Origin of the sequence: Brevibacterium samyangense (assembly GCF_039529845.1) — a bacterium.
Classification (GTDB): Bacteria; Actinomycetota; Actinomycetes; order Actinomycetales; family Brevibacteriaceae; genus Brevibacterium; species Brevibacterium samyangense.
Genome location: NZ_BAAANO010000015.1, coordinates 132,812 through 145,798, shown reverse-complemented (window position 1 = coordinate 145,798; position 12,987 = coordinate 132,812). Strand labels below are relative to the sequence as shown.

The window sequence follows — 12,987 nt, the reverse complement described above, 5'->3', positions numbered from 1 at the left end:
TGTCCCGGGGCTCCGTCGTACTCAGGGGTGCGGACGCTCGGGTTCCGGGCCTTCTGATGCCGGCCACCGGGCCGTCCGTCGGCCGGCCACCCGGTAGACAGCCACCGGCCCCGAGGCTCCGCACGGCACCGCCGGACGGGCGCCTCGGGTGCGGGGACCGGCTCCGGCGCCCGGCCGGCCTCAGTCCGTACCGGAGAAACGGGCCTTGCGGACGAGCAGCGTGATGACGAGCGCGACGACCGCGAGGCCGCCGATCGACAGCAGCACGATCATCGGGGTGGACATTCCGCCGCCGGTGGCCGCGGACTCGTCGAGTTCTCCGCGCTCGGTGCCCTCGCCCTCGACGGGCGAGTCGACGACTCCGGCGGAGAGTCCGTCCTCGGACGCCGTGCCCTCGGTCTCCTCCGCTGCGGGCGTTCCGGAGGCGCTGCCACCGGTGCTGCCGTCGTCGAGGAGGGTGAAGCCGAAGGTGCCGCTGATCGGGTGGCCGTCCTCGGACACGACGCGCCACGTGACGGTGTACTCGCCGGCCGGGATGCCCTCGGGCAGCGCCGAGGTGAGCGTCCGGCCCTCGACCGCGATCTCACCGGCGGAGTAGTCGCGGTCCTCCCCGACGTGCGTCACCTGGATCTCGGAACCCACCTCCTCGAGGTTGCCGCTGAACGCGAGCTCGATCCACTGCGGCTGCGCCTGGAGTTCGGCGCCGTCCTCGGGGTTCGAGGTGAGGAGCTGATCGTGTGCCTGCGCGGGCGACCACGCGGCCGGGACGAGGAACAGGGCGAGCGCGGCGAGCAGACCGGCGGCGATCACCCGGACGGGTGCGCCGGCCGTGCGGACGAGCGTGCGGGAGGAACGAAGAGACACGATTACTCCGATCGGAACGATGTCGGGACGAGGGAAGCAGGTTCAGGAGTGGCACGGGCGCGGATCCACGCGAGGACTCCGGGCATCCCGGCCTCGAGGAGGTCCCGGGTGACCAGGAAGTCCGCCGGGCCGCCGTACCAGGGGTCGTTCACGTCGAGCGCAGAATCCTGCGGCGCCGTGTGCGGTGGCAGGTCCGCCACGAGGTCGGCACAGGCCGGGTCGAAGGACCGGAACATCCGGATCTCCGGGCGGCGCTCCTCCGGCAGATGCGCAGCGAGGCGGGTGAGGACCGCGAAGTGCCGCCGGGTCATCGCGATCGCGAGGTCCCGCTCGGCCAACCATTCCGAGGTGATCTGCCGAGCTGTGTGCCCCGCGGCGTCGTACCCGGCGTCCTCGAGCACCCGCACCGCGCGGGGGTCGACGGGGTTGCCGGCCTCCTCGTCACTCGTCCCGGCCGAGTCGACGACGAACGACTCCGCGAACGCGGCCGGGAGGTTCCCGGCCGCCACGTCCTGTGCCAGGGCGGACGTCAGGATGCGTTCGGCCATGACCGACCGACAGATGTTCCCGGTGCAGACGAAGACGACTCCTGATCCCGCTCTCACGCGGCCCAGCCTAACCGCTGGGCCTGGGACTTCGGGCTGAAGGAGGCCCGGCACGCGTGGGATACCGTGTGATCCATGACGGAAGCCACGCTGCCCCACGGTGACCCTGCCACCTCCGCCCGGACCGACCTGTTCCGCCACGTGAACGGTGCCTGGCTCGACACCTTCGAGATCCCCGACGACCGCGCCGGCGACGGTGCGATGCGGATGCTCTACGACGCCGCCGAGGAGAAGGTCCAGGACCTCGTGACGGGACTGGGCGCCTCGGCCCCGGTTCCCGGGAGCGAGGCGCAGAAGGTCGCCGACCTCTACGTCTCCTTCATGGACACTGCGACGATCGAGGCGAAGGGCACGAGCCCGATCACGGAGGACCTCGAGGTCCTCATGGGCGCGGCCGATCACGAACAGCTCGCCCATGTCGTCGGTCACCTCGAGCGCACCGGCGGCCCCTCTGTCGTCGCCGCGTACGTGAGCGCGGATGCGAAGAACTCCTCGATCTACGCCCTCCACCTCCTCCAGTCGGGCCTCCACCTGCCGGACGAGTCCTACTACTCCGGCGAGGACAACGCCGAGGTGCGGGAGAAGTTCGTCACCCACGTCACCCGGGTGGCCGAACTCGCCGGCCTCGAGGCCGTCACCGGCCGCACCCCCGCGGAGCTCGGGACGCTCGTCCTCGACCTCGAGACGAAGCTCGCCGCACACCACTGGGACCGGGTGACGTCCCGCGATGCGGAGAAGACCTACAACAAGGTCACCCGCTCCGAACTCGAGGAACTCTCCCGCGGATTCGGGATCGACGCATGGCTGGCCGGCAGCGAGGCGAACGACACCGAGTACGTGCTCGTGTCCCAGCCCTCGTTCCTCACCGGACTCGGCGAGGTGTGGGCGGGCACGCCCCTCGACGATCTCAAGGCATGGCTCGCGTTCGGGCTCGTCGACTCCTGGGCCTCCCTCCTCACCGAGGCGCTCTCGGAGGAGAACTTCGACTTCTACGCCCGCACCCTGAGCGGCACCCCCACGCAGCGCGAACGGTGGAAGCGCGGGCTCTCCCTCGTCCAGGGCCTCCTCGGCGAGGCGATCGGCAAGCTCTACGTCGCCCAGGAGTTCCCGGAGTCGAGCAAGACCGCGATCCGCGAGCTCGTCGACGACCTCATCGCCGCGTACGAGTCCTCGATCACCGACCTCGACTGGATGGGCGAGGAGACGAAGCAGCGGGCCCTCGCGAAGCTCGCCCGCTTCACCCCGAAGGTCGGCTACCCGGACGTATGGCGCGAGTACCCCTTCGAGGTGCGGGCCGACGACCTCGTCGGGAACGTCAAGCGCGCCTCGGCCGCCGAGCACGCCCGGCAGATCGGACGGATCGGGCAGGAGGTCGACCGCACCGAGTGGCTCATGACCCCGCAGACCGTGAACGCGTACTACCACCCGGTCCTCAACGAGATCGTGTTCCCCGCCGCGATCCTGCAGCCGCCGTTCTTCGACCCCGAGGGCGCGGAAGCGGCGAACTACGGCGCGATCGGTGCGGTCATCGGCCACGAGATCGGCCACGGCTTCGACGACCAGGGGTCCCGCTACGACGGCGACGGCAATCTCGTCGACTGGTGGACCGCGGAGGACCGGGCCCGGTTCGAGGAACGCACGAAGTCGCTCATCTCCCAGTTCGACGCGCTCGTGCCCGCCGGGCTCGACGAGAAGCACCACGTGAACGGCGCCCTCACGATCGGCGAGAACATCGGCGACCTCGGCGGACTCTCGATCGCGTGGAAGGCACTCCACATCCGAGCCGCCTCGAACGGCCGCAACGTCACCGAGGACGAGGGACGCGCGTTCTTCTACGCCTGGGCCACCGCGTGGCGTTCGAAGCTCCGGACGGAGGAACGGATCCGCCGCCTCGCGATCGATCCGCACTCCCCCGAGGAGTTCCGCTGCAACCAGATCGTGAAGAACATCGACGCCTTCCACCGGGTGTTCGACGTCGAGCCCGGCGACGGGATGTACCTCGCTCCCGAGGAGCGCGTCGCCATCTGGTGAGCGGGTGCCGCGGGAAGCTGCGTGATGAATGACGGGAAGCCGTCACGGATCCGATCCGTGACGGCTTCCCGTCCGTCGGTCAGAGTGCGGCGTCCGCCGCGTCGTAGAGCGCCCCCGCCCGGGTGCCGAAGTACGCACCGGCGATGTACCGGTTGTTGTTCGCCGGACCGAACGAGGTCACGGTCCGCACGGTGCCGAGCCCCTCGTCGACCGAGTAGTCCTCGAGCCACGAGCCGCCGGAGGACCCGCCGCCGAAGTCGCAGCCGGTGATCCGGTTGAACGTGTATCCCTCGAGGGCGTACTCGTCGACCGCACCCGTACACTCCTGCTGGAGTTCCCCGTTCTCGATGTTGCCCGGGTAGGCGTAGAGCGTCGCCTCCGTCATGTGCGCACCACCGACCGTGAGTCCGTGACCGCCGACCTCGTCGACGACCTCGGTGCCCTCCTCGTTCGGGGAGGTGCGCACGAACGCGACGTCACTGTCGAAGCCCGCGCCGACGGCACCGTGCTCGGCCCAGTCCGCGAAGGTGAACATCGACTCCGCGGCGAAGACTCCCTCGGGGCTCATGCCCGCCCCGTAGGCCGGCATGAAGACCCAGTTCTCGTAGAAGCCCCCGGCCGGTCCCCCGTGCACGCAGTGCGCCGCGGTGACGACGAGGCTCTTCGACTCACTGTTCACCGCCGACCCCGAACACGTGTAGTCGAGGCCGTCCGCCGGGTCCGTGAAAGAGACCTTGCCGGCGACCGGGGAGAGCTCGGCGCTCGGTTCCGGGTCGTCCGCGTCCACGACCGTCGGGCCGACGGGTTCGCTCTTCGTCTCGAGCGGGTCGGTGGCCACGGCACCGTCGCCCTTCCCCTTGCCGTTCCCGGGGCCACCGGGACCACCGTTGCCGCCTCCCGCAGCAGGTGCGGTCGAGGAGGCCGGCTCCCCGGACTTCGGGCCGGCACTGTCGTTCCACTCCGGGACGCCCGGGGTCCTCGGTCGCGCGTCCGCCCGGCGGTCGGCCGACCAGTACGACGCGAGCACGGAACGGGAGTCGGGGGCACCGCGGGTGGCGTGGGCGCCCTCGGACGACTCCGAGGACTCGGCAGCGGACGACGCGGCGTCCTCCGAGAGCGCCGGCGTGCCCTCGAGGATCCCTGCGTCCGTGGGAGTGGCGGACGCCGCGTGCGCAGGGCCGGCGACGAGGGCACCGGTGAGGACCACTCCGGACCCCGCGGCGAGAATGCGGGAACGAACGGAACGTGCGCGAGCGGCACTGACCGGGACTGCGGTGGCGACCTTCTTCACGGATCTTCTCCTCGATCGGCGGACGGTCCGGGCGTTCGGTCCCCGTCCTCCCACCGACCCTCGTGAGGAAGGTCACGAAATGGCAACGATTCATTGCATTTTCAACCACGCGGTGTTCCGCGCGCCCCCTCACGGACCGGCATCTCCGTCGCCCCCGTCCCCGGCCGCACGTGGGGCCCGGGACGCTGCCGGTCAGTTCCGCAGGTAGTCCGCGAACCGCTCCGCGAGGGACAGCCAGGTCACCGGCCGAGGCGCCGCGGGCTCGGCACCGGACTCGCCTCGGGCGGGGGTGGCCCCAGCAGGACGGTCCTCCGCCGGAGCGTCCGCCGTCGCCTCCGGATCCGTGAGTTCCGCGGTGTCCGCGAGGAGGTCGACGCCCTCGATGAGGCCGACGCCGCTCGAGAGCGTCCGGGTGATGTCCTTCCTGATCGGGCGGTGCGCAGCGGCGTCCTCGGACACCGCGATGACGCCTGAGGGAAGTTCCTCGTCCGCACCCGCGGAGGCGTCCGCCTCTCGGACGGAGTCCCATTCGAGGTCCCCGGCGGTGACGGCACGTAGGACTCCGGTCTCCGTGCAGTCGGCCGCCTCGGCCTTCACGGTCCGCACCGCACGGTCGAACACCCGCGCGGCCGCACCGATCGCGACGATGGGACGGCGAACGGCGAGCGCGTCGACGAGGCACCCCTCGAGTTCCTCGCCCGGGATCGGGTGCCTTGGGCCGGAGGCGTCCGCACCGGCACCGGAGGTCCCGTGCGCGGTCCGGTCGTCCGCGGAACCGACGAGGACGATGCCCTCGAAGGCGGCCATGGGCGGGACGCCCGAGAGCTCGCCCTCGGTGACCCGGGTGATGTCGAGGCCGTGGGTGTCCCACGCCTCGAGCACCTGTGCGGTGCGCAGACCCGGTTCGGTCTCGACGACGAGGACGGGGGTGTTGATGCCCTCGGGGGTGAGCGTCTGGAGGGGTGAGCGCTCACCGGCCTCCACCGCGGTCGGGACGACGTTCTCCGGCACGGGAGCCGGGCAGGTCGCGTAGGGTGTGAACGCGCAGGGGTAGTTGATCGCCCGGTTGAAGTCGAGGATGACGTTGCCGGCCGGATCCGGGATGCCGATGTTGAGCCGGCGCCAGGCGGCGGTGGTCCGCCCGTTCGTGCAGTCGTGGAAGTTCGCGACGAGCCCCGTCTCCACCGCGCCGCCCACCTGCAGGGTGCACGTGTGCCCGGCGAGCTCGAAGGTGACGGTCCCGACGTGGACGTCGTCGACCTGCAGCCCGGGTGCCGCCGTCGAGATGCGGCGGGTCCGCGGCTCCGGGAACGGTTCGAAGTGTCCGCTCGCGACCCAGTCGAAGGAGACCGGGAAGGTCGGGACGTCGAGGAAGTGCGCGAGCAGGGGGGCCTTCGCATCGTGACGGCGGATGCCGACGTGCCCGTCGCGGTCGAGCAGTTCGTAGAGGACGTGGTCGACGAGGACCCAGCCGAGGGAGACGCCCTTCCCCACGCGCGCCCGCATGACGTCGCCGTCGATCGCGACCTCGGCCGTGGGGCGGGGGTGCCCGAGGACATCGAGCGCCTCGGGAGCGGGACCTGCGGACACGCGGTCGTGGAGCGTGAGCCGGACCCAGCCGGCGCTCGTGGCGACGGAGGATCCGGTGTCGGACGTGCTGCCGACGACGGGCGCCTCGGCGGATTCCTCGGGGGTTTCGAGGCGGAACACCCCGGGAGCCCCGTCCCACGTGACGTCGACGCCGGGCTCCAGCCAGGTGAGGCCCGTGATGCTCAGCCACCCGAACGTGGTGGCCAGATCCGACAGCCGCGCGTCGTGCCAGGCATGCCATTCGGCTCGGTACTGATCCACGTGCGTCGTCTCCTCGTCTGCGGTCGTCCGGTCTGTCGCCAGTGCCGCCTCTGTCGCGGTCGGCGGGCGGTCCGTTTCATCGTAGGGGATGGGGCTCAACGGACCTTGTTCGCGCGCCGCCTGTCCGCTGCACGTCGTTCGGCCGCACTTCCGGCGAGCCACCACCGCACGAGTCCGATGAGGACGAGGGCGAGCGTCGCACCCGTCGTGAGGGCGAACCCGGACCCGTAGCCGGTCGCCTCGATGACGGCACCCGTGATCGCCGAGGCGCCGGCCTGCCCGACGACGATCCCCGTCGACATCGACGCCATCACCGTCGTCGTCCGCCCGAACGGGGCGACGTCCGAGGCGATCGAGTAGAGCGTCACGAGGGCGGGGCCCACACCGCACCCCATGAACACGAGAGCGACGACGAGGACCGGGATGTTCGTCGCCTGTACCGCCGAGAGCGCCGCACCGGCGGCCATGATGCCGGCGAACACGATCCACCGTGCGGAGAGACCGAAGCGTTCCGGCAGGAGGACGACGGCCAGCGCACAGACGGCCGACCCGATGCCGAGCGCACCGTAGTAGACGCCCGTCGCCTCCTCGCGGCCGAGCGTCTCCATGAGTCCGGTGAGCGAGGCGAGGAGCGACCCGAAGAAGAACCCGATCGCGACCATGCCGAGCACCGGCAGGAGGACGCGGGGGTGGAAGAGCGCCCGGACGGGCGCGGGCACCGCCCGGTCCTCCGGACGTTCGTTCTCCTCCCAGCCCGATTCCCCGAGGGCCTCACCGGGGACGACGGGCTGGGAGCCGGTCGACGCCTCGGGCGCGGAGAGTTTCCGCAGGGGCCCGGGACGACGCCGGCTCGCGGACCGTTCGGCGGCCCGGCCGCGCGTGTAGGCGGCGGTCGGGTGGAGGGCGAGCGCGAGGACCGCCGCTCCCGTGAGGAGGGCGGCCGCGTAGAGGGGGACGACGACGCCGAGGAGGACGGCGACGAGCCCGGTGACCACGGGGCCGAAGACGAAGACGAGCTCGTCCGTCATCGACTGGTACGAGAGGACCGTCCGGGTCGCCCTGCGGCGGGTGTCCGCATCGGGGACCCGGGCGCCGAGGATGTGGAGCCACCGCGCACGCACCATCGACGACGCCTGGGGAGCGCTGCCGCCGATGAGCAGGCCGCAGAGGAAGAGGAGCCAGGTGGGCGCCTCGGCGGAGAGAGCCACGCCGAGAGCGGTGAGGGCCAGGGCGTTCGCGACCGCGCTCACGAGGAGGACGGGACGCTGGCCGAAACGGTCCGCGGCGGCACCGAACAACGGGCCGGAGATCGCGGTGCCGACCCCGACGAGGGCGGCGGTCGCGCCGGCTTCGCCCATGTTGCCGCGGACGGCGGAGACGGAGGTCATCACCGCCACGGTGGCCATCGCGTACGGGAATTTCGCGAGGAACTCGATGACGAGATAGGGGACCCCGACGAGGCGGGTGAGCATGGGAAGCACGATTCACCAGGCTACCGATTCGCCGGCCGCGCGTTCACTAGGCTGAGGGCATGACCCTCACTCCCGCATCCTCCGAGCGCGCGGTCGCCGACGACCTCGCCGCCTTCGTCCACGCCTCCCCCACCTCGTACCACGCGGCCCGCACGGCCGCCGACCGCCTCACGGCCGCCGGGTTCACCGAACTCGCCGAGGCGGACGCCTGGGAGATCGTGCCGGGCGGGAAGTACCTCGTCGTCCGCGACGGCTCGGTACTCGCGTGGGTGATGCCGGCGGCCGGGGGCGATGGTGCCGGGAGTGCCGGTGCCGGGGTGACCGGGTTCGACGTCTTCGGGGCACACACGGACTCCCCCGCATTCAAGCTCAAGCCGAAGCCCGACCTCCTCGTCGAGGGCTCGCACCAGGCGGGCGTCGAGGTGTACGGCGGACCGCTCCTCAACTCCTGGCTCGATCGGGAACTCGCCTTCGCCGGGCGCCTCGTGCTGCGCGACGGATCCACGGTGCTCGCGCGGACGGCCGCGATCGGGCGGATCCCGCAGCTCGCGATCCACCTCGACCGCGAGGTGAACCAGAAGCTCACGCTCGACAAACAACGGCACATGCAGCCCGTCATCGGGCTCGCCGACCTCATGGGGCCCGATGCCTCCGCCGAGAGCGTCCTCGGTCTGCTCGCCGCCTCCGCGGGTGTGACGGCTTCCGACGTCGCCGGGTACGACGTGTTCACGATCCCGAGCACGGAACCGGCCGTGTTCGGCGCGCACGAGGAGTTCCTCGCCTCCCCTCGCCTCGACAATCTCACCTCGGTGCACGCCGGATCCGCCGCGATCGCCGGGGTCGACCCCGCAGGGCTGTCGAAGGTCGCGGTCTTCGTCGCGAACGACCACGAGGAGGTCGGTTCGGAGAGCCGGTCGGGCGCCTCGGGCCCGTTCCTCGCGGATGTGCTCGAACGGATCGTCGCCGCCGGTGCAGGCGCGGCCACTGGTGCGGGTGGTGCCGGAGGCGCTGCCGGTGCCGGTGGGCGTGAGGCCTTCCTCAGGTCGATGGCCCGGACCTTCTGCATCAGTTCGGACGCCGGGCACGCGGTCCACCCGAACTACCCCGAACGGCACGACCCGGCGAACCGGCCGAAACTCGGCCACGGCCCGCTCCTCAAGATCAACGCGAACCAGCGGTACTCGACGGACGCGGTCGGCACTGCACGCTGGGCCGCGGTCTGCCGGGCCGCGGGGGTCGACTTCCAGGAGTTCGTGTCGAACAACGCCATGCCGTGCGGGACGACGATCGGCCCGCTCACCGCGACGCGCCTCGGCATGACGACCGTCGACGTCGGTGTCGCTCTGTGGAGCATGCACTCGGCGCGGGAGATGTGCGCCGTGTCCGACGTCGCCGCGCTGTACCGGGCGGCCTCGGCGTTCCTGTCCGGCGCCGCCTGAGGCGCACTCCACGCGTCCCCTCCCCCACTCCCGGTTCCCGCCCCGAAAGGTCCCCCGTGTCCCTCTCCTCCGAACAGACGCTCGCCGTTCTCACCGAACTCGCCCCGTACCTCTCCGACTGGACCCGGTTTCAGGTCGAGTACAGCGGGACGCCCGGCGCCCAGGTCGCCGTGGCGTACCGCGGTGAGCTCCTCGTGAACGCCGCGCACGGCCTCGCGAACACCGCGACCGGGGAACCGCTCACCGCGGACCACCTCTTCCGCATCGCCTCGCACTCGAAGACGTTCACCGCGGTCGCCCTGCTCCGTCTCGTCGAGGAGGGGAGGCTGCGACTCGACGACACCGTCGCCGCGTGGATCCCCGCGCTCGCGGACTGCGAGGCGGGCTCCCGCACGGTCCGTGAACTCCTCGGTCACCAGGGCGGGTACATCCGCGACTCCGCCGACGGCGACTTCTGGCAGCGAGGTTTCGAGTTCCTCGGCGAGGAGGAGCTGCTCGAGGTCGTCCGCCGCGAGGGGATCGTCTACCCCGCGAACACCTCGTTCAAGTACTCGAACATCTCCTACTCCGTCCTCGGCCTCGTCATCGAGGCGGTCACCGGGAAGCCCTACGCCGAGGCGCTCGCCGAGTTCGTCGTCGAACCCCTCGGTCTGCAGAACACGGGGCCCGAGTACGTCGAGGCCCGCGGCAGCGAGTACGCGGCCGGGCACACGGGCCGGACCGCGTTCGCCGACGAGCGCCGGGTGATCCCGCACGTCGACACCCGGGCGATGGCCGCGGCGACCGGATGGTTCTCCACCGCCGCGGAGATGACGGTGTACGGCGCCGCGCACGTCCTCGGCGACGAGACGCTGCTGAGCGATGCGAGCAAGAGACTCATGCAGCGCGAGGAGACCCGCGTCCTCGCCCCGCACGGCGACATCCGCCGCTACGGACTCGGCATGGACCTGCAGAGGGTGGGCGAGCGCGAACTCGTCGGGCACTCAGGCGGCTACCCCGGACACATCACCCGCACGTGGATCGACCCGGAGGACGGGCTCGTGGTGAGCGCCCTCACGAATGCGATCGACGGACCGGCCGCCACGATCGCGGCGGGGGTCGTCGAGATCATCGACGCCGTCCTCGCCGCGGTCGAATCGGTGCTCTCCGGTGACGAGGAGGCGATCCCAGAACACCTGCGGTTCTCCGGCCGCTTCGCGAATCTGTGGGGCGTCACGGACGTCGTGTCCGTCGGCGCCTCGGTGGACGCGCCCGTTCTCCTCACGGTCGGGCCGCGGGCACCACTGCCGAAGGCGACTCTCGGGAGGCTCGTGTACGACCCGGAGCACGACCGCCTCCTCACCGAGCCCGAGCCCGGCTTCACCGCACACGGCGAACCCGTCGTGGTCGAGTGGGACGGGGCCGGTGGTGCGCGGGGTGAGCGTGGTGCCGATGGTGGTGGCGGCGCCTCGGGTCCGCGCGGGGGTGAGGTCCACAGTGCCCGGATCGGCGCGATGACGAGCTGGCCGATCGACCGCTACCGCGCCGCGATCGCCGGCGAGCGCCCCGACCGCGATCTCGACGGGAAGCTCTCGCTCCACTGAGGGACCCCCGGCGGCTGTCGTGGGCGGGGGCGTCGGCTCGGGGACTGCGGTCGTCGCCTCACTGATCGCCACGACAACGGTTTCGCCCACGGCAACCGAAACGATTGCCTTCTCGCGCGAAGGCAACTCTTTCGGTTGTCCTGGGTGAATCCGTTGGAGAGGTGGGTCGGAGCGGGTTGGGTCGGGGCGGTGCGACTCGAGGCGGGTTGGGTCGGGGCGGTGCGACTCGAGGCGGGTCGGGTCGGGGCGGGTCGATTCAGTTCAGCTCGAGCAGGCTCACACGGCGTCGACCGTCACGCCGGACGCATCCACCGTGAGGCGCCCGCGATCACCGACGGATGTGAGGACCGCCGCGCGAATGTGCTCGGCAAGCAACGCAACGCCGTGATTGCCGCCCCCGTAAGCACCCCGAGCCCCGCGCGCACGACGTGCGACCTCTCCGGCGGCCTCGGTCCGGGTCACCCGCCACGTCACCACCGTCCCGTCCGTGCGTACGAACGTGATCCCGCGAGGCGTCTGTTCCACCGCGAACGCGTCGTCGCCGGAAAGAGCCTCGACGAGGTCGTCGAACGTACTCATGTCGGTTCTCCTCCCCGGGTCGACCTGTCACCGGTCGACGTGTCCCCGACGGCCGGCGCCCACCGACCGTGATGGCAACGGTTTCACCCACGGCAACCGAAACGGTTGCCTTACTCGCGCGAAGGCAACTCTTTCGGTCGTCCTGGGCGAAACCGTTGGAGAGACGGCTCGGCGCCTCGACCACGGCGCTGCCGACCGGGCCGGGACGGGGGCGGAGCGGCTCAGGTGGTCACGCGGCGAGGCGGACCGGGTCAGCCCCGGGTCGTGACGCGAGTGAGTTCGGCGAGCAGGGCGTCGGCGGAATCGAGCGGCAGCGAGCACTCCGTGCCCCGGCACACGACCGCGGCGTTCTCCGGCAGGTCCGCGAGTTCCGGGCCCCGAGCCGCGACGACGAAGACCGCCGGATGCGCCGCTGCGATTCGCTGCAGCTCGGGGCTCCGTGTGGCCACGCGCACGGGGCCGGCCGCGAGCTCCTCACTCAGGTACAACGCCCACCCGGCACCGCGCGGGCTCTGCGCGACGAGCGGTCGGTACCCGGCGAGCAGCGTGTGCGCGACGGCCGCGTGCTCACCTGACGCAGCGCCCGGGTCCTCGAGCTCGGACAGGAGCAGGAGGAACTCGGCGGTCGCGGTGCGTCCGGCCGGGGCCGTGTTGTCGATGGGGTCCGACTGTTCGACCCCGAGGATCGGGTCCACCGAGTCGAACACCGTGAGCGTCCCGTCGGCCGTCCCGAGGAAGCGCTCCTCGATCCGCGCGGCGCACCCGAGGGCGAGGTCCCACGGAGCCTTCCCGCCGACGGAATCCACCCCCGAGGCGTCGAGTGCGAGGGCAGCCCGTCCCACCTGGGCCCAGTCCGCGAGCCCCGCCGCACCCGGACCGGTGCGCTCACCGGTGAACGAACGGGGCAGGTCGCCGGTGTCGAGGAACCGCACGACGGGAGCGAGCGCCGCCCCGGCCGCCTCCGCCCACTCGGGCCGGTCGAACACGACCGCGGCCTCCGCGAGGGCGGTGACGGCGAGCGCGTTCCACTCGACGACGGTCTTCTCGTCCCGGTGCGGACGCGGGCGGGTTTCCCGCACGGCCCGGACACGGGACTCCTGATCGCGGGAAACCGGAGTCGTCCACGGAGCGGGGGTGTCGCCACCGCGCTGGAGCCACTGGAGGATGTCCTCGCGCACGAGTACCGCGGCTCCCTCGACGTCGCCGGCGAGCGTGAAGACAGAGGTGAGGGCGTCATCGGCAGGGTCGTCCGGGTTCGCGGCGGTCGGGTCG

10 protein-coding genes are annotated in these 12,987 nt (G+C 71.6%); 3 read left to right on the top strand and 7 right to left on the bottom strand.

Features of this window, described 5'->3' with window-relative positions; genetic code table 11:
- Nucleotides 1–180: 180 nt before the first annotated feature.
- Both ABD172_RS08910 and ABD172_RS08905 read right to left on the bottom strand, forming a co-directional pair.
- A complete protein-coding gene (locus tag ABD172_RS08910) occupies nucleotides 181–864 on the bottom strand; it encodes a copper resistance CopC family protein (protein ID WP_344308872.1) in 684 nt (227 codons plus the stop codon).
- Between the two features lie 2 nt (nucleotides 865–866).
- On the bottom strand, nucleotides 867–1,469 hold the full coding sequence (locus tag ABD172_RS08905) for a low molecular weight protein-tyrosine-phosphatase (protein WP_344308870.1): 603 nt from the start codon (nucleotides 1,467–1,469) through the stop codon (nucleotides 867–869).
- A 75-nt stretch (nucleotides 1,470–1,544) separates the two neighbouring features.
- On the opposite strand from ABD172_RS08905, the gene ABD172_RS08900 reads away from it, so the two are divergent.
- Nucleotides 1,545–3,500: a M13 family metallopeptidase gene (locus ABD172_RS08900; RefSeq protein ID WP_344308868.1), complete on the top strand. Its 1,956-nt coding sequence runs from the start codon at nucleotides 1,545–1,547 to the stop codon at nucleotides 3,498–3,500.
- Nucleotides 3,501–3,579: 79 nt separating this feature from the next.
- On the opposite strand, the gene ABD172_RS08895 is transcribed toward ABD172_RS08900, so the two are convergent.
- The 3 genes from ABD172_RS08895 to ABD172_RS08885 all read right to left on the bottom strand — a co-directional run bounded on the left by ABD172_RS08895 (nucleotide 3,580) and on the right by ABD172_RS08885 (nucleotide 8,114).
- A complete protein-coding gene (locus ABD172_RS08895; RefSeq protein WP_344308866.1) occupies nucleotides 3,580–4,791 on the bottom strand; it encodes a trypsin-like serine peptidase in 1,212 nt (403 codons plus the stop codon).
- A gap of 192 nt (nucleotides 4,792–4,983) precedes the next feature.
- Entirely contained in the window at nucleotides 4,984–6,642 is a 1,659-nt protein-coding gene (locus ABD172_RS08890; RefSeq protein ID WP_344308864.1) for a DUF1684 domain-containing protein, read from the bottom strand.
- 95 nt (nucleotides 6,643–6,737) lie between these two features.
- A complete protein-coding gene (locus ABD172_RS08885) occupies nucleotides 6,738–8,114 on the bottom strand; it encodes an MFS transporter (RefSeq protein WP_344308912.1) in 1,377 nt (458 codons plus the stop codon).
- 59 nt (nucleotides 8,115–8,173) lie between these two features.
- Between ABD172_RS08885 and ABD172_RS08880 the strand changes: the two genes are divergently transcribed.
- Entirely contained in the window at nucleotides 8,174–9,553 is a 1,380-nt protein-coding gene (locus tag ABD172_RS08880) for a M18 family aminopeptidase (protein ID WP_344308862.1), read from the top strand.
- 56 nt (nucleotides 9,554–9,609) lie between these two features.
- A complete protein-coding gene (locus ABD172_RS08875; protein ID WP_344308860.1) occupies nucleotides 9,610–11,136 on the top strand; it encodes a serine hydrolase domain-containing protein in 1,527 nt (508 codons plus the stop codon).
- Nucleotides 11,137–11,412: 276 nt separating this feature from the next.
- On the opposite strand, the gene ABD172_RS08870 is transcribed toward ABD172_RS08875, so the two are convergent.
- Nucleotides 11,413–11,715, bottom strand: coding sequence for a hypothetical protein (locus ABD172_RS08870; RefSeq protein WP_344308858.1), 303 nt, complete (start codon nucleotides 11,713–11,715; stop codon nucleotides 11,413–11,415).
- 251 nt (nucleotides 11,716–11,966) lie between these two features.
- On the bottom strand, nucleotides 11,967–12,987 hold a 1,021-nt coding region (locus ABD172_RS08865; RefSeq protein ID WP_486303313.1), incomplete at its 5' end, for a YyaL domain-containing protein.